Consider the following 18152-nt stretch of genomic DNA (forward strand, 5'->3'; position numbering starts at 1 on the left):
TCACTTCGAACGCCGCTAAATATACCCCGATACTTGGTTGCTGCTTTGCAGCGTCATAACCTATCTTCCGCATTCTTTAGCGTCGTCGTTAGATAGTGAAAATATGAAACCAATCTTAATATATTGCATTTAATTCATCACATTCAATTCTTCAGTACGACGCGGCGGATAGGTTTCCCAGCGACTGCAACCTGGGCATTGCCAATAAAATTGACGCGCCTTAAAACCGCAATGACTGCACTGATAACGCGCCAGTTTCTGGGTATAACCGTGCACCAGATTTTTAACTACAGAGAGCTCTGAATGCATTTCTGGTGCAGCGATCATGAGCCGTGCCTCTAGCAGCTTATCGAGGCCTAGCAGTGTCGGAGTACGGCGCAGTTCATCACTCACCAGACTATTTGTCGCTTCAACGCCATCCAATTCAAGCACGGCCTTAAACACCACTTCCAACAGATCGATCGAGGATGCTTCTGCCAAATAAGAGCGTAACAAATTGACACCTTCGTGAGGACGACCAACGGTACGATAACCATCCATTAGTCGCTGAGCAACCAGCGCGACGTGCGGCACACTCTGCTGCTCAACCCGACGCCAGGCCACTAACGCGGCCTCTGCATCGTCTTTTGCCAGATAAACATCACCCAACAACATTGTCGCTCGGACACTATTACGATCGTTAGCTAACGCTTTGTCCAACAATACCTTGGCATCGTCAGGATGGCCATCAACCAACGCGTCCTGAGCCAACTCACAGTAAAACTGGGCGATCTCTTTTTGACGTCCGCCAGCACCGGCTTCTTGCAATGCTTGTGCAGCTTCAATCGCTCGCTGCCATTCTTTTTCACGTTGATAAATTTCGAGTAATGCGCGTCCAGCTTGAGCACCGTACGTGGACCCGATCAATAAATTGAAGCTTTCTTCGGCACGATCCAACAAGCCGGCCTTCAGGTAATCCTGACCCAATTCATATTGTGCATGGAACCGATGTTCCTGCTCCAAATCGGGGCGAGCAAGTAAATTCTGATGCACGCGAATAGCGCGTTCGGTTTCACCTCGACGACGAAATAAATTGCCAAGTGCAAAATGTAATTCTGCAGTCTCAGGATCAAGTTTTACAATTTCAATAAAAGCATCAATCGCTTTATCGGGCTGCTCATTCAATAAAAAATTCAACCCTTTAAAATAGCCGCGCGGCAGGCTGCGCGACTCGGATATCAATTGGTTGATATCCACGCGTGCTGCGATCCAACCCAAACCAAAAAAGATTGGGATACCCAACAACCACCAGGTTTCAAATTCCATACGGACGTATTATCTGCATATAGTGTGACGATTAATAGATCGCTAAAAGATCGGTAATAGTTCGGGGGAGAACTATGGCGCCAGTTCGTTCAATAGAAAGTTTGTTAACTATTTCCACTCTCGACTTTTGCGCTCCGTTTTGCTGACACATTAATGCACTCGCACATCGCACATGATACGCACTAGCCTTTTATAGAAGCTGACGATTCCACATGCGATGTTGCACGGCATTAACTATTCCGGATACTGTCCGGTGGCGGTGCTTCGGCGCTCGCGAGCCGCTGGGCTTCACGCTCCCGCTGCATCGATGCAAGTGCTTTTTGGGATTTGGAGGCGCTGCGACGGTGGCGGAACACAGCTGGCGCCATTGCCAATACACCTAGAATTGCACCAGAACCGAAGAAGCCTAAGAGGATTAAAACTAGTGGACCACGGATTTGGTAATTTAGGAGGAATTCGAGTGTCACTTCCTGTGTATTCTTCAATGCGAAACCAAAGAAAACCAAGAATAATAAAATTGCAATAACTCGGGAAATAATTTTCATAATGCGGTTCCTGATTGGTGATGTAAAGACAGCATTGCCTCTGCGTCAGACAAACTGGCGTGCTGCCCGTTCATCGCTTTTATACCTGTTCCGATAAACCCAATGCACAACTTTACAACGATCAGAGCACCTCCGGCGTGTTCTGATGTTCCCAACATACGTAACTCAACTGTATATACCCATCAATTTATATCAATCAATTAATATAGATTAATTTATATAGATTAATTTATATAGATCAGTTATGACGCCAAATACACGATCACATACACAATTACGTAAATAACTGAAATTGTACGTGAAAAAAAACGGCATCCGAAGATGCCGTTTTTATTTCGTACGCACAACTTAGTCTTCTTTGATTGGTTGCCCGACCATAGCATCGACTCGTTCACGCAACTCTTTACCAGGCTTGAAGTGTGGCACCCGCTTTTCCGGCACCATTACCTTGTCCCCTGATTTCGGGTTGCGACCAATCCGCGGCGGTCTGCGGTTTAGCGCAAAACTGCCAAAACCACGAATCTCAATGCGCTGACCTGTCGATAAAGCATCGCCCATTGCATCAAGTATCGTTTTGACCGCGTAATCCGCATCCTTAGCAACCAGCTGCGGATAACGCTCGGCCAAGCGGGCAATCAGCTCCGACTTTGTCATTAGCGTGCTCGCTTAACTATTTCTTAGTTCTTGTTGTCGAATTTAGCTTTCAACAACGCACCCAGACTTGTTGTACCGGAAGCAGCGTTAGAGTCTGTAGTAGACATCTTCTGCATTGCTTCTTGTGTTTCAACATTGTCTTTTGCTTTGATCGAAAGCTGAATACCACGTGCTTTACGATCAACGTTGATGACCATTGTCTCCAACACATCGCCAACTTTCAGGTGAGTACCGGCATCTTCCACGCGATCGCGGGAGATTTCGGAAGCGCGCAAGTAGCCTTCAACTTCTTCAGACAATTGAATCACAGCACCTTTAGGCTCAACCGACTTAACCGTACCAGTTACCAGTGAACCCTTGTCGTTCATTGCTGCGAAGTTGTTGAATGGATCGCCTTCCAATTGCTTGACGCCCAGAGAAACACGCTCGCGCTCAACGTCGATAGCCAATACGATGGCTTCCAGCTCGTCACCCTTTTTAAAGCGACGGACTGCTTCTTCGCCAGTTTCTGTCCATGACAGATCCGACAGGTGAACCAAGCCATCGATGTTACCGGCCAGGCCGATGAACACGCCGAAGTCAGTGATCGATTTGATCGCGCCACGGACTTTATCGCCCTTCTTGTGGGTGATCGCAAAATCGTCCCAAGGGTTAGCTTTACATTGCTTCATACCCAGGCTGATACGACGACGGTCTTCGTCGATTTCCAGAACCATGACTTCAACTTCATCGCCCAATTGAACGACTTTGTTTGGTGCCACGTTCTTGTTAGTCCAGTCCATTTCTGAAACGTGAACCAGACCTTCGATACCTTGCTCGACTTCAACGAATGCGCCATAGTCAGTCAGGTTAGTGACTTTACCGAACAGACGTGTGTGTTGTGGATAACGACGTGACAAACCGGTCCAAGGATCGTCGCCCAATTGCTTGACGCCCAACGAGACACGGTTTTTCTCTTGATCGTATTTCAGAACCTTAGCAGTGATCTCTTGACCGACTGTCAACACTTCTGATGGGTGACGCACACGACGCCATGCCAAATCAGTGATATGCAACAGACCATCAATACCGCCCAGATCCACGAATGCGCCATAGTCAGTGATATTTTTGACTACGCCATTAACGATGGTGCCTTCTTTCAGCGTTTCCATCAGTTTTTGACGCTCTTCGCCCATCGATGCTTCGATTACAGCGCGACGTGACAACACAACGTTATTACGCTTACGATCTAGCTTGATGACCTTGAATTCCATGGTCTTGCCTTCGAAAGGCGTCGTGTCTTTAACAGGACGCGTATCGACCAGCGAGCCCGGCAAGAAAGCACGAATGCCGTTTGTCAGAACAGTCAGACCGCCCTTAACCTTACCATTGACAGTACCAGTGACGATCTCGCCAGACTCCATCGCTTTTTCAAGCGAGAGCCAAGATGCCAGACGTTTAGCTTTGTCACGCGACAGGATTGTGTCGCCGAAACCGTTTTCCAGCGATTCAATAGCAACGGAGATGAAATCACCAACGTTTACTTCGAGTTCGCCGAGGTCATTTTTAAATTCTTCAATTGGAATGAACGCTTCTGACTTCAGGCCGGCGTTGACAATAACGAAGTTATGATCAAGACGAACGACTTCAGCAGAAATCACTTCACCAGAACGCATGTCTTGACGTGACAGCGATTCTTCAAATAGTGCGGCGAAAGCACTCGCTTCGCCAGAGGTAGAGGACAGAACAGTGATTGACATAGGATTTGACTAGTTTTGCCAGTATTGCGACGCATTCAAACGACCTAAATAATAAACTCTTAGATAAGCACAACAACCAGAATACGATCAATAAAGGGTTAGGTTTTTAAATGTCCGATCCAACTTTGCGACGGATCGAACAGCTAGGTACAACGAATTAAACAACATCTACTGAACAAATATTGTGATGCCACCGGTTTAAATAGCGTTCGACATGTGTCGAATGTTTATTTAACAGGCGCTACTTTTAATGTTTTTTGACGCTTTACTCATCAGATATTGCAATATTGCCAAGGCATCGCGATAAAAATCAAAAGCGATTGCGGTTGATGCTGACGTAATTCTTAAATAATCCTTAAGTAATGCGTGCAAGGCAACCAACATATTGCCGCACCATCCGCTCAGCCACACAACCAGCAACACATTACAGCTTGATGACTGGCTTCACTGACGCATACCAACCAAGTACTTGCTCAACCGCTTGTTCCGCGGTGAGTTCCGAAGTATCCAGAAGAAATGCCCCTTCAGCAGCTTTAAGTGGCGCAGAACTGCGATGGGTATCACGGTCATCACGCTCACTCAAATCATTTGTGAGGTCTTGCATATTAGCAGAAATTCCCTTGTCAATCAATTGCTTGTAACGTCTTTGCGCTCTGGCTGCAACACTCGCTGTCAGAAATACCTTCAGCACAGCATGCGGAAAAATCACCGATCCCATGTCCCGACCGTCCGCGACCAGGCCTGGTGCCTTGTGGAAGCCCAGTTGTAATCCGTAAAGGGCTTGCCTGACTGGCATCAACGCAGCGATTTTTGATGCAGTGTTACCAACTTTTTCTACTCGAATGGCCTCAGTAACATCTTCTTTAGATAAAAATATGTGCGCGCCATCGAATTGGCAGTTCAAATGCTCAGCTACCTTTGCAAGCGCATGCTCGTCATTAAGGGCCGTATTTCGGCGTATCGCTGACAGCGCGGTGAGGCGATACAACGCACCTGAGTCAAGGTAATGAAAGCCCAGGCGCTGTGCTACTTTTTGTGCCACCGTCCCTTTTCCTGAAGCGGTTGGTCCGTCAATAGTAATGACGGGTGTCTGAGAATTAGGCATGAAGAGTCAAATTGTTAACAAATAGGAAAATGGGGTTGTCGTAGCTCTTAATATAAAAAACGACGTACAACATCAGATTGTCGCGCATGCAACGTTATTAGGGAATCCTATCGAAAAATATCGCGTAAACAAAAACCAGCGCAATCGCCACTGTCGCAACCGTAGTTCAAACCAACGGCTCAAAGATGGCTTGCAAATCTTCCGCTGTCAGTTTCACATTTAGCGCTTCACCGGTGGTGCCAAGGATGGCTTCAGCCAACGCTGCTTTCTTGCCTTGTAAGGCCTGAATTTTTTCTTCTACCGTGCCTTTAGCAATGAGCTTGTATACAAATACCGGTTTATCCTGGCCAATTCGCCAGGCGCGGTCGGTTGCTTGCAGTTCAGCCGCCGGATTCCACCATGGATCGTAATGGATAACTGTATCGGCTGCGGTTAAATTCAAACCCACGCCACCGGCCTTCAGACTAATCAGAAAAACCGGCACGTCACCGTCTTGGAAGGACCGCACTACAGCGCCACGATCTTTTGTCTCGCCTGTAAGTAATGCGTAGCTAACGTTTGCGGCGGTCAGCGCTTCAGCGATCAGTGCCAGCATGCTGGTAAATTGAGAGAAGATCAAAATTCGCCGATCCTCCTGACGCAACTCGTCCACCATCTCCATTAACTCTAACAACTTAGCGGAAGGAACATGCGTTGATCGGGCACTTTCGTCGGTCGACGTCTTTACCAACCGTGGATCGCAGCATGCCTGCCGCAGTTTAAGCAATGCCTCCAAAATAATGATGTGACTGCCGGCCACGCCTTTGCTCTCAATTGCTGCACGGACTTTTTTATCCATAGCCAGCCGCACCGTCTCGTATAGATCACGTTGCGGACCGGAGAGTTCGACATGCCGCACCATTTCCGTTTTGGGCGGCAATTCGCTCGCCACGGCATCCTTGGTTCGGCGCAACAAAAATGGCTTGATTCGTCGTACCAGCAGCGCTCTTCGACTATCGTCAGCGTATTTTTCTATCGGCGTACGGAAATCTCGATTGAAGTCTTTTTCTGATCCCAACAAACCCGGCAACAAGAAATGGAACTGCGACCACAGTTCACCTAAGTGATTTTCAAGTGGCGTTCCAGTCAAGCATAGCCGATGCCGTGCTTTCAACAGACTTAAACTTTGTGCCGCTTTCGAACGCGGATTTTTTATATAATGCGCCTCGTCCAAAATCAACAAATGATACTGATATGCACGTAAACGCTCTTCGTCGCGCGGCAACAGTGCATAAGTAGTCAGCACGATATCGACGTCATTGATTTGATCGAAATAGGCCAGCCGCTGTTTTCCCTGCAATACCAGGACTTTCAATCCTGGCGCAAAGCGTTCTGCCTCTTCCTGCCAATTCGACATCAGACTGGTGGGCGCGACAACTAGCGCAGGCGATGTCAATCGACCCGCATTTTTTTCGATCAAAATATGTGCAAGTGTCTGAATGGTTTTGCCCAAGCCCATATCGTCAGCCAAAATACCCGCAAAATCATATTCGCGCAAAAACTGCATCCAGGACAAACCTTCGCGCTGGTAATCGCGCAAGGTCGCCTGTAAACCATCCGGCACCGCCACTTGCTGAACGCCGCCAAAACTGTTGAGTTTTTTGCCGACCTGACGCAAACGATCTCCACCCATCCAGCGTAACTCGGCATGACCTTCCAACTCCGCCAGACGTGCTGCATCGAGCACTGAAAGACGGACAGAATCGCCCACTCTATCGGTAAAATACAACTCACCTAAAGTACTCAAAATAGGTTTGATGCGACCCCACGGTAACGCTACACGTAGTCCGCTTTCCAGTTGCATCAAAAACTCTTCATCATCAGGGCGTTGCGCCAAAGCGCGCTGATTAAAGTCATCCGGCGCTTGCCGGATCAAATCAATTAACAGTGGCAACAGAGAAACACGCTCTCCCTTGACGACTATGCCCAGCGCCAGATCAAACCATGGATTGCCAGCCGGATCGGCATCCACTTCGGGCGTGTGACTGCCTTGCATATCACCATCTTGCCCATCATCTTCTCGTGTTTCCCGATGATTCGCATCATTGATATCAGCGTACCAATCCTCAATTTCAGCGACATCAAAACGATAGTCAGGTGATTTATCTATCTTCCAGCCAGCCGCAATTAACGCAGGCAAATCTTGTTTAGCAAAGTGTAGCCATGCTGCTTCGCTTTGCATCACGAAAGGAGGATTACGGCGCATCAGAAAATGATTATCGTCACTGACCTCACGCAGCTTCACATCCAGTAATGTTTGAATAGCTGCATTTTCCAGACTCTGATTACGCAAAATCTTTTCAACGCCCTTTGGACTATTGCGCTGAAATATGGGACTAAATTCCGTCGTGACAATCGCGCCATCGTAGGAAAAAAATAGTTGCGCAAAATCGTGTATCACCCCGTTATCGTCAGACACGCTGTCCAATACCAATATCGGCTGCGGCGTTATTGCCTCCAGCACAGAAAAAGGAATATCGACCGGCATCGGGATCACATCACTGATACCCTGGCTGAGTAATAATTGTGCGACTTGCCGCTTGTTGCCGGCGTCAATCAGCGGTGCTTGCGCGACCACATTAATCAAATCCTCTTGCGCAATATGATGAAAGGCCGAAGGTAACCTCAGTTCGCCGCAAGAAAGATTATCGATGTACCAAGGCGGTGCGGTCGGTAAAACGTAGTCAATTGTCTCGCCATGTTCAGCGGTGGAATCCGTGCTATCCGATCCATTTGACGCAAATTGCCAAACCAGTTTAAACACCTCTCGCGGCACCTCGATTGCTGTCTTAGTCGATTGACCGAGAGGTCGTGCCCATTTTGTATGAGGCGCTTCACGCGGCTCATCCAGGGACTCTTGCTGGCGCTGCTCACTCCATTGCAGAGTCGCATCGCGCGCCTCTGACAATGATAGAAAATGCGCCTGTCCTTTACTTAAGTCGGTAGACGAATTGGCCCACATCAAACTCTTCTGTTCTAATAATAACCGCAATAATTGCGCGCCCAGTTTTCCGGTTAGCTCACAGTTGTTTTGCTGAACTTGAGATTGATAGTACGGCGTACCTTGATTTTTTCGGCTGACCAGCGCGATAAATAAACTCACCGTATCGTGATCAATCTCAGGCAAAAAATCACGGATTGCATTGTAGAAATTATAGTTGTCGCCAAGCGGTTTGATCGCACTGAAGCGGCCATCTTTTCGCAGCCTTGCTTTGCATAGATAGAGCAGAACCTGCTTACCATTTTGTGTCGGCACGAGCGCAAAAACAATTTGATAATCGGATGATACTGCCGCACGATGCATCGAGATCGCCATCGGCTTGACAACCAACTCTTCCTCTACCCGTTGCAACCAGTTTCCAATCACGCGTGGCAGTTGCGCACCCGATTTTGTTTGGCTGTTGGCGTGATTTGACGCTACGCTAGTCGACGGTTTGACACGTTCCAAATACTCGATCAACGCCGCTGCAACGTGTTTGCAGTTATAGCCTACGGGGCAGGAACAAATGCCCTCGACATTGAGCCTTCCGCCGTTGTCAGCGAGTGTGATTTTTTGATCGTATGTATTGCTCCGACTTCCTCGCACGCGACTCGTCAGGCCATTTCGGCCGTCGTCATCAAGGACCATCACGCGTTGCTGCTGGACGTATTCCTGAGCACGTGCGATGGTCGCGTCCGAGACCGATCTGGCGATATCTTCTATAGCAAAAGGAATAGTCAGCATGTCGCCTTACAGTAACGTTTGCTCAGCGAGCTTAGCAAAAACATCAAAATAATCCGGGAATGTTTTTGCCACACATTTTGGATCGTTAATCCGTACCGTTGTACCACGCAGCGCCGCACCATCAAGAGAGGCAAGTGAAAAACACATCGCCATACGATGATCATCATATGTATCGATCGTGGCCGGTTGCATAGTCGTCGGCGGCGTAACCCGCAGATAATCTTCGCCCTCTTCGATGGTCGCACCCAACTTGCGCAATTCCGTTGCCATGGCACTCAGGCGATCAGTTTCCTTGACCCGCCAACTGGCAATATTGCGCAAAGTACTGGGACCGTCCGCGTATAGGGCAGCGATCGCAATCGTCATGGCCGCATCCGGGATATGATTAAAATCGGCATCGATAGCCTTCAAGCCACCGTTGGATGACACTTCGATCCAATTATCGCCCATCGTAATATTGGCCCCCATTTGTTGCAAGGTCTCAACAAAACGGACATCGCCCTGAATACTATTATTGCCGACCCCCTCCACTCTCAACGGACCACCCGTAATAGCGCCAGCGGCCAGAAAATAGGATGCCGATGAGGCGTCGCCTTCGACATGAATCGTGGCGGGGCTTTGATATTGTTGACCGGCTGCAATGAAAAACGACTGCCAGCCTTCACGCTCAACTAAAATGCCAAACCGTTGCATCAGATTTAATGTGATCTCAATGTATGGCTTAGAAATCAATTCACCGATGACATCAATCGTTACCGCATGATCTTGCGCCATTAACGGTGCAGCCATCAGCAAAGCGGTCAAAAACTGGCTCGACACATTGCCGCGCACCGACATCCGTTGCGCATGTAACTGACCGCGATGGATGTGCAATGGCGGATAACCCGGAACGCCTGTGTAATCGATCCGGGTACCGATAGCATTTAACGCATCGACCAGATCGCCGATTGGTCGCTCATGCATTCTCGATACGCCGTGCAACGTATAGTCGCCACCCATCGCTGCCAAAGCGGCCGTCAATGGCCGAATCGCGGTACCCGCGTTGCCCATGAACAAGTCTGCATGATGGATCGGAAAACGTCCGGCACAGCCGTGAATGGTGTAGTTTTGCGACCCCTCCGCTTGCTCCCAGTCGACTCCCAATTGCTTCAACGCCATCAGCATGACAAGCGTGTCATCAGAGGCCAGCAGATCGTGAATTTCTGTCGTGCCATGTGCCAGCGCGGCCAACAATAGCGTGCGATTGGAAATACTTTTAGAGCCGGGTAATTTCACCGTGCCCTGACATTTCACGACCGGATGTAAGTCGATATATTTCGCATAGTGCTTTTTGGTCTGTTTTGTCTGCTGGTTCTGCATTAATCTCCACCTTCCTTGTTCTGTTTTTCCGCCGCTTCGATGGCGCTGATCCAACGTTGGCGCGCTTGTTGCGCATTCTGATAAATAGCCTCAAGACCCGCACCGTCGCGAGATGCCAGCAAAGCACGTACTTCCGACAACTTTATCTGATAAGCATCAAGCTCTTGTAACAATGCGTCCTGATTTGCCAGTGAGATATCCCGCCACATTTCCGGCGATGATCCGGCGATACGTGTAAAGTCCCGGAAGCCGCTGGCCGCATATTGAAACAACACATCAGCGTGCGGCTTACTGGCAATATCATCGACCAGCGCATACGCCAACACATGCGGCAAATGACTCACCGACGCAAATACCACATCGTGCTGAGCGCTGGAAAGACGGTGAATATGGGCACCGCATTGCTTCCACGCATTAGCAACGCGCTGGATATCTGCTTCGCTATTTTCCGGCAACGGCGTCAGCACGACTTTTTTACCCACGTACAAACTTGCAATGGCAGCGCCCGGACCGTTACTCTCTCGTCCTGCGATAGGATGACCGGGCACAAACTGCCCGATTTTTACACCCAGAGCCAAGCGTGCCGATGCTTCGACATCGCCTTTGGTACTACCCGCATCGGTGACGATAGTGCCGATTTGCAAGTGAGGCTGAATACTGGCAAGGATCGCTCCGGTTTGAGCGACAGGTGCCGCAATCAATACCAGATCGGCGTCCGCAACGGCATCCGCCACCGACGTTGCGATGGCGTCAATAATGCCGAGCTCTAGCGCACGTTGCAATGAGGCGAGACTCCGTCCCGCACCCACAATTTGCTGGACCATGCCCGCTTGCTTGAGCGCCAATCCAAATGAGCCGCCAATCAGGCCGGCCCCAAAAATAGCAATTTTCTTAAACACGATGAAGGCTTCGACAGGAATGGAAAAAAGATAAAGTGACAACCGTCCCGATTACATCAAGCTAACAAGGACTTTAGCGCTGCGATAAAAGCAGCATTTTCATGCGGCAATCCTATTGTGATCCGTAACCATTGCGGCAAGCCATAATTTCCCACCGGCCGAACGATGATGCCCTGCTTCAACAAAGCCAGATTGACACGTGAACCGGCGTCAACATCGTCACCCACTTTAACCATCACGAAATTACCGAACGATGGCACGTAACTCAGTTTCAGATCGTCAAACGCGGCTGTCAACTGCGCGTACCCAGCGGCATTAATTTCTGCGCTGCGTTGCAAGAATGGTTTATCGTTCAGCGCTGCAACGGCTGCCGCCTGTGCCAACGAATTGACATTGAACGGCTGACGAATACGATTCAGCAAATCGGTGATCGCAGGTTGTGCAATGCCAAAACCGATACGCAACCCCGCAAGTCCATACGCTTTCGACATCGTGCGTGAGACTAATAAATTCGGGTATTGACGCACCCAGGCAATTGATTCGTATTGCAATTCCGGCGGTAAGTATTCGTTATACGCCTCATCCAGAACGACCACGATATGGGCAGGTACTTGCTGCAAGAAAGCCTCAAGTTCCACGGCAGGAATAAAGGTCCCGGTTGGATTGTTCGGATTCGCGATGAAAATCAAACGCGTGTCATCCGTAATCGCCGCCGCCATCGCCAGCAGATCGTGACCGAAATCTTTAGCAGCCACCACAATCGCACGCGCGCCGACCGCCTGAGTCGCCAGCGCGTACACGAGAAAGGAATACTCGGCATACATTGCGGCTTGACCCGGCTGCACAAACGCATGGGTAGCAAGTTCAAGAATATCGTTACTGCCATTACCCAGCGTAATCCACTCTGCTGGTACATCATATTTGGCCGTAATAGCGGCCTTCAATTCAAACCCGTTAGCATCCGGATAGCGGCCAATATCAGCGACCGCTGCTTGCATGGCCAATTTGGCAGATTCCGGCATACCCAGCGGATTTTCATTAGAAGCTAGCTTAATGATCTTCGCTTCATCAAGCCCGAACTCGCGCGCAACTTCAGCTATTGGTTTGCCACCTTGGTAAGGCGCGATGGCACGAACGTAATCTGGCCCCAATTGAATCGACATCGTGCACTTTCTATAAAAATAGTAGTAAATTTTCAGTCATTGTATTGCGTGGCGCAAGCCATGACAGTCTCAGCCTTTAGCCTTCGCCACTGATCATTCAATACGAGCAGCGAAGTCAGGCACAAAGTCAGTAATAAAATCAAACGCTAAAGACTCAGCGGATATGATCCGAGCAACTTGAAAAAAGCCGCATTTTGCTTAAGTTCGGTCAGTGCCTTGGCCACTTTTTCGTCCTGCTCGTGGCCCTCGACATCAACATAAAAATAATATTCCCATGCACCCATGCGCGCTGGTCGCGACTCAAAACGACTCATCGATACTCCATGACTTGCAAGTGGCGACAACAGGCTGTACACCGCACCGGCTTTGTTTGGTACCGACAACACCAACGAAGTTTGATCCTTGCCACTCGGGGTTGTGTGTAGTCGGCCAACCACTGCAAAACGTGTACGGTTGTGCGGATCATCCTGAATATGCGCGCTGACAATTTGCAAACCATAAGTCTGCGCAGCAATCTCACCAGCAATTCCGGCCACCGTCGGATCTTCACTCGCCATGCGGGCCGCTTCAGCATTCGACGCCACCGCGAGCCGCTCAATATTCGGATAATGCTGATTGAGCCATGCGTTGCACTGCGCCAGCGCCTGCGAATGTGCGCAAATCCGCGTGACGTGATCTGTGGTTCCGTCTTTGGTCATCAAGCTGTGATGCACCGGAATAGCCACTTCGCCGCTAATCCGCAATGTCGTTTGCAAAAGCAAGTCGAGCGTCCGGTTGATAACGCCTTCGGATGAATTTTCAATCGGTACTACGCCAAAATCCGCTGTTCCTGCTTCCGCAGCACGGAACACTTCGTCAATCGACGCACAGGCCAAGCCGTCAACCGCATGCCCGAACTGCTGATATACAGCTTGCTCGCTAAACGTGCCAGCTGGTCCAAGATAGGCGACCGTGACGCGCTTTTCCAGCGCTCGGCATGCCGACATTATTTCCCGAAAAATCGTTTGCACATCGCCCGATTGCAAAGGGCCCTGATTGCGGTCCGCGACACTGCGCAATACCTGTGCCTCACGCTCCGGTCGAAACACGGGGGCGTTGGTTTCAGCTTTTACATGCCCTACTTCTTGCGCCAACTGTGCACGACTGTTTAACAGCACCAGAATTTGCGCGTCAATGTCGTCAATTTTCTGGCGTAGCGGTAGAAGTTTTTGCTGGATCATGGTGGTCGGTCGCGTCGCTTTCTTGCGTCTTTATTGCGGAATCGGTTTCTTGCCTGCTTTGCTGTGCTATTACCGCATTGCTACTCTGTTTTTGCTTCGTTTTTGCTCTGAAGTTCCTAATGTCATTTCTGACACTTTATTAAAACGACTAAAATGCTGTCAAAGTTTTGATTGCCAGAATTGGAGCATGTGGCTTAGGTTCATGGCGACCGAGAGATTGAGGTGCTATTTGCCTCGTCCGCTGCTTTGGGCCAACACTAAGCTTACCGTTTAACCAACCCAATTGTCATGCTCTTTCACTTTAGTCGTTATTTGGTCGGCTCAGCCCGTTTTTCGAACTCTTTCAAATAAGCGACCAACGCTTCTACGCCCGCGATTGGCATCGCATTGTAAATCGAGGCGCGCATTCCACCGACCGATTTGTGTCCTTTGAGCTGCACCAAACCCCGTTCTTTTGCGCCGATCAGGAACTCGTCGTTACGAGACTCGTCCTGTAAAAAGAATGGAACGTTCATACGCGACCGGCAATCTGGCGCAATCTTGGTTTGGTAAAAACTGGTTGAATCCAGATAGTCGTACAACAAACCAGCTTTAGCGATATTACGCTGCTCCATTGCTGCCACGCCACCTTGCTGCTTGAGCCACTGAAATACCAGACCAGCGATATAAATCGCGTAAGTCGGTGGCGTGTTGTACATGGAATCATTGTCGGCAACGATTTTCCAGTCGAAAGCGGAGGGACAACCCGGCATTGCGTGACCGAGCAAATCTTCACGTACTATCACGATGGTTAAACCGGCTGGACCGATATTTTTTTGCGCGCCACCATAGATCACACCGTATTTTGAGACATCCACCACACGCGACAAAATATGTGACGACATATCCGCCACCAATGGCGCACCGTTGGTTTCTAACCTGACATCAGGGGTAAATTGATATTCGACACCATCAATAGTTTCGTTGGTGCAAATATGTACATAGGCAGCGTCTTGCGACAATTTCCAGCTCGCGCGCGGCGGAATCTGTGCAAATTGTTGCGACTCTGATGACGCCGCCACATTGACCTCGCAATAACGCTTGGCCTCCTTGATCGACTTAGTCGACCAAGATCCGGTATTGATGTAATCGGCAGTTCCGGGGAGTAAGTTATCCGCGCTCAGACGTGCAGCCAGATTCATTGGGATGATCGCATTTTCGGCGATGGCACCACCTTGGAGAAACAAGATTTTATAGTTATCAGGAACGGCCAGCAGTTCGCGAAAATCGCGTTGCGCGGCGTTCAGTATCGACATAAATTCGCTGCCGCGATGACTCATTTCCATGACCGACATGCCGCTACCGTGCCAATCCAACATTTCTGCAGCAGCTTGTTGTAGCACTTCTTTAGGCAATACAGCAGGACCAGCAGAAAAATTATAAATAGGCATGTTGACACTCGGCAAGGGAAGCTGGGGACAGCGAGATTTTGAAAAATTTAATAAACTGCAGAAGAAATACAAGCAACCGAAGAGGTATCTTCACCACGCACACCACCGTGATGATCCAACTCTCCCAAACAACAATCCGGTCAAGTAAGAGAAGCCTTCTCCTGATTGACCGGATTTTCTAACGAAAATTACGCAGGATCGGCAGGACCGCTTTCATCGCTGTCACCAGCAACATTATCACCTGCAACGTCAGGAGCAAAAGGTGCTTGCGCTTCCGGCGAACCATCAGCTGTTGCGCCTTCTTCCGTAATACTCTCTTCAACGTCACTTTCCATTACCCGCTGCAAACCGCTCAGCTTAGTGCCGTCTTCGACTGCGATCAGGGTAACGCCTTGCGTCGCGCGTCCCATTTCACGAATCTCAGCAACCCGCGTGCGGATTAGTACGCCACCGGTTGTGATCAGGATAATTTCATCGCTAGGCTCAACCAGCGTGGCGGCAACAACTTTGCCGTTGCGCTCGCTAGTCTGAATCGCGATCATTCCCTTGGTTCCACGACCATGACGCGTGTACTCAGTAATCGGAGTACGTTTGCCGTAACCGTTTTCCGTCGCGGTCAAGACCGATTGTTGTTCGTTTTCAGCAACCAGCAAGGCGATAACTTGTTGTCCATCTTCCAGATTCATACCGCGCACACCACGGGCGGTACGACCCATCGGGCGCACATCATTTTCGTCAAAACGCACTGCTTTGCCGGAGTCCGAGAACAACATGACATCGTGTTGACCGTCAGTCAGCGCTGCGCCAATCAAGAAATCGCCCTCGTCCAGATCCACCGCAATAATTCCTGCTTTACGCGGATTGCTAAAGTCGGATAGCGGCGTCTTTTTGACTGTGCCAAGGCTAGTCGACATAAAAATGTAACGATCTTCCGGGAAAGTCCGGTTATCGCCCGACAACGGCAATACAACAGTGATTTTTTCACCATCTTGCAACGGGAACATATTTACAATCGGCTTGCCGCGTGAATTGCGCGAACCTTGTGGCACTTCCCAAATTTTCAGCCAATACAAACGACCACGGTTACTAAAGCATAAGATGTAATCGTGCGTATTGCCGACGAACAACTGATCAATCCAGTCATCCTCTTTGGTTGCCATTGCCTGCTTGCCGCGGCCGCCACGCTTTTGCGCGCGATACTCAGAAACCGGTTGTGATTTCATGTAACCGGTGTGCGACAACGTCACCACCATATCTTGCGGCGTGATCAGATCTTCAGTGCCGAGATCAGTTGGATTCAACTCAATCTGCGAACGACGCTCGTCTTTGTTACCAATGCCGTATTCATTTTTGGCAGCGTTCATTTCGTCAGTAATGATGACGGTAACGCGCTCTGGATTCGCTAAAATATCGAGTAAGTCAGCGATAGTAATCATCACATCTTTGTACTCGTTGACGATCTTGTCTTGCTCCAGGCCAGTCAGACGTTGCAAACGCATTTGCAGAATTTCTTGCGCCTGATCGTCCGACAGCTTATACAAGCCATCAGTTTGAATACCGTAATGCACAGGTAAATTTTCGGGACGGAATGCGTTAATACCAGCCGTATTTTCTGCACCGGTCCGTTGCAACATATCGCGCACTACCGATGAATCCCATGAGCGCTCCATCAAGCCAGCTTTCGCCACTGGTGGCGTCGGCGCTGCCTTGATAATAGCGATGAAATCATCGATGTTGGCTAATGCGACTGCCAAACCTTCCAATACATGGCCACGCTCACGGGCCTTACGCAACTCAAAAACGGTACGGCGCGTGACCACTTCGCGACGATGCGAGAGAAAGCATTCCAGCATTTGCTTCAGGTTCAGAAGTTTCGGCTGACCATCAACCAGCGCCACCATGTTCATGCCAAACGTGTCTTGCAACTGCGTTTGCTTGTACAGGTTATTAAGTACGACTTCAGCGACTTCACCGCGCTTGAGTTCGATCACGACGCGCATACCTGACTTGTCGGACTCATCACGCAGGTCAGAAATACCTTCGAGCTTTTTGTCGCGGACCAATTCAGCGATGCGTTCCAGCAACGCCTTCTTGTTAACCTGATACGGCAGCTCGTCGACGATGATCGCAGTCCTGCCTTCGCGACCGTATTCTTCAAAGTGCGTCTTGGCACGCATTACCACGCGGCCACGGCCTGTGCGATAACCATCGCGCACGCCAGTAACGCCGTAAATAATTCCGGCGGTCGGAAAGTCCGGTGCTGGAATAATTTCGATCAGTTCATCAATGGTCACACCGGGATTGCGCAATACATGCAGCGCACCGTTGATGACTTCGGTAATGTTGTGCGGCGGAATATTGGTCGCCATACCTACGGCAATACCAGACGAACCATTGATCAACAGGTTGGGAATCCGCGTCGGTAATACCGATGGTTCTTTTTCCTTGCCATCATAGTTAGGGACGAAATCAACAGTATCTTTATCGATATCTGCCAAAATTTCGCTGGCTATTTTGTCTAGTCGGCACTCGGTGTAACGCATCGCAGCAGCGCCATCACCGTCGATGGAACCGAAGTTACCTTGCCCATCAACCAGCATATAGCGCAGGGAAAAGCTCTGGGCCATACGCACCAGGGTGTCGTAAATCGATTGATCGCCATGCGGGTGATATTTACCCATGACTTCACCGACTACACGCGCGCATTTCACGTAGGGACGGTTCCAGACATTATTCATTTCATGCATGGCAAACAAAACCCGACGATGCACCGGCTTGAGGCCGTCGCGTACATCGGGCAGCGCACGCCCAACGATGACGCTCATAGCGTAATCGAGGTAGCTCTTGCGCATTTCGTCTTCGAGGGAAATCGGTATTGTTTCTTTAGCGAATTGATCCATTAGCGAGTCGGCGAGTCTTTACTTAGGTTGATAGATCACGGATAAAAGCTGACCATGGCCTGGCATTCCT

The 18152-nt window shown here is 49.6% G+C and carries 12 protein-coding genes; all 12 read right to left on the bottom strand.

The window, feature by feature from the left end:
- Positions 1–129 precede the first annotated feature (129 nt).
- The 12 genes from lapB to gyrA all read right to left on the bottom strand — a co-directional run bounded on the left by lapB (position 130) and on the right by gyrA (position 18082).
- Positions 130–1305: a lipopolysaccharide assembly protein LapB gene (gene lapB / locus QN379_RS00885; RefSeq protein ID WP_322235847.1), complete on the bottom strand. Its 1176-nt coding sequence runs from the start codon at positions 1303–1305 to the stop codon at positions 130–132.
- A 230-nt stretch (positions 1306–1535) separates the two neighbouring features.
- On the bottom strand, positions 1536–1850 hold the full coding sequence (locus QN379_RS00890) for a LapA family protein (protein WP_322235845.1): 315 nt from the start codon (positions 1848–1850) through the stop codon (positions 1536–1538).
- A 348-nt stretch (positions 1851–2198) separates the two neighbouring features.
- Positions 2199–2504: an integration host factor subunit beta gene (locus QN379_RS00895; RefSeq protein WP_168051627.1), complete on the bottom strand. Its 306-nt coding sequence runs from the start codon at positions 2502–2504 to the stop codon at positions 2199–2201.
- A 23-nt stretch (positions 2505–2527) separates the two neighbouring features.
- Positions 2528–4243 (bottom strand): 30S ribosomal protein S1, encoded by a 1716-nt coding sequence (gene rpsA, locus QN379_RS00900; RefSeq protein WP_205322108.1) that lies wholly within the window; start codon positions 4241–4243, stop codon positions 2528–2530.
- A gap of 424 nt (positions 4244–4667) precedes the next feature.
- The gene (gene cmk / locus QN379_RS00905) at positions 4668–5348 is read right to left on the bottom strand and encodes a (d)CMP kinase (protein WP_322235841.1); all 681 of its coding nucleotides are present in this window, start codon (positions 5346–5348) and stop codon (positions 4668–4670) included.
- Positions 5349–5514: 166 nt separating this feature from the next.
- Positions 5515–9111: a DEAD/DEAH box helicase gene (locus QN379_RS00910; protein WP_323505770.1), complete on the bottom strand. Its 3597-nt coding sequence runs from the start codon at positions 9109–9111 to the stop codon at positions 5515–5517.
- A 6-nt stretch (positions 9112–9117) separates the two neighbouring features.
- Positions 9118–10470 carry a 3-phosphoshikimate 1-carboxyvinyltransferase gene (gene aroA / locus QN379_RS00915; RefSeq protein WP_323505771.1) on the bottom strand — a complete coding sequence of 451 codons (1353 nt, stop codon included), beginning with the start codon at positions 10468–10470 and terminating at the stop codon, positions 9118–9120.
- Positions 10470–11369 carry a prephenate dehydrogenase gene (locus QN379_RS00920; protein ID WP_322235835.1) on the bottom strand — a complete coding sequence of 300 codons (900 nt, stop codon included), beginning with the start codon at positions 11367–11369 and terminating at the stop codon, positions 10470–10472. Before QN379_RS00920 ends, aroA begins: the two co-directional genes overlap by 1 nt.
- Before the next feature lie 56 nt (positions 11370–11425).
- Entirely contained in the window at positions 11426–12532 is a 1107-nt protein-coding gene (gene hisC, locus QN379_RS00925; RefSeq protein ID WP_323505772.1) for a histidinol-phosphate transaminase, read from the bottom strand.
- Between the two features lie 146 nt (positions 12533–12678).
- Positions 12679–13752 carry a prephenate dehydratase gene (gene pheA / locus QN379_RS00930; RefSeq protein ID WP_323505773.1) on the bottom strand — a complete coding sequence of 358 codons (1074 nt, stop codon included), beginning with the start codon at positions 13750–13752 and terminating at the stop codon, positions 12679–12681.
- A gap of 308 nt (positions 13753–14060) precedes the next feature.
- Positions 14061–15182, bottom strand: a complete 1122-nt coding sequence (gene serC / locus QN379_RS00935) for a 3-phosphoserine/phosphohydroxythreonine transaminase (protein WP_323505774.1) — start codon at positions 15180–15182, stop codon at positions 14061–14063.
- A gap of 188 nt (positions 15183–15370) precedes the next feature.
- Entirely contained in the window at positions 15371–18082 is a 2712-nt protein-coding gene (gene gyrA, locus QN379_RS00940; protein ID WP_323505775.1) for a DNA gyrase subunit A, read from the bottom strand.
- Between the last annotated feature and the right edge of the window lie 70 nt (positions 18083–18152).

Origin of the sequence: Glaciimonas sp. Gout2, assembly GCF_035018905.1 — a bacterium.
In the GTDB taxonomy this organism is placed as follows: Bacteria; Pseudomonadota; Gammaproteobacteria; order Burkholderiales; family Burkholderiaceae_D; genus Glaciimonas.

Excerpts from the sequence above, each read along its gene's own strand:
- lapB (WP_322235847.1), bottom strand. The coding sequence starts at position 1,305 with ATGGAATTTGAAACCTGGTGGTTGTTGGGTATCCCAATCTTTTTTGGT.
- QN379_RS00890 (WP_322235845.1), bottom strand. The coding sequence starts at position 1,850 with ATGAAAATTATTTCCCGAGTTATTGCAATTTTATTATTCTTGGTTTTC.
- QN379_RS00895 (WP_168051627.1), bottom strand. The coding sequence starts at position 2,504 with ATGACAAAGTCGGAGCTGATTGCCCGCTTGGCCGAGCGTTATCCGCAG.
- rpsA (WP_205322108.1), bottom strand. The coding sequence starts at position 4,243 with ATGTCAATCACTGTTCTGTCCTCTACCTCTGGCGAAGCGAGTGCTTTC.
- cmk (WP_322235841.1), bottom strand. The coding sequence starts at position 5,348 with ATGCCTAATTCTCAGACACCCGTCATTACTATTGACGGACCAACCGCT.
- QN379_RS00910 (WP_323505770.1), bottom strand. The coding sequence starts at position 9,111 with ATGCTGACTATTCCTTTTGCTATAGAAGATATCGCCAGATCGGTCTCG.
- aroA (WP_323505771.1), bottom strand. The coding sequence starts at position 10,470 with ATGCAGAACCAGCAGACAAAACAGACCAAAAAGCACTATGCGAAATAT.
- hisC (WP_323505772.1), bottom strand. The coding sequence starts at position 12,532 with ATGTCGATTCAATTGGGGCCAGATTACGTTCGTGCCATCGCGCCTTAC.
- pheA (WP_323505773.1), bottom strand. The coding sequence starts at position 13,752 with ATGATCCAGCAAAAACTTCTACCGCTACGCCAGAAAATTGACGACATT.
- serC (WP_323505774.1), bottom strand. The coding sequence starts at position 15,182 with ATGCCTATTTATAATTTTTCTGCTGGTCCTGCTGTATTGCCTAAAGAA.
- gyrA (WP_323505775.1), bottom strand. The coding sequence starts at position 18,082 with ATGGATCAATTCGCTAAAGAAACAATACCGATTTCCCTCGAAGACGAA.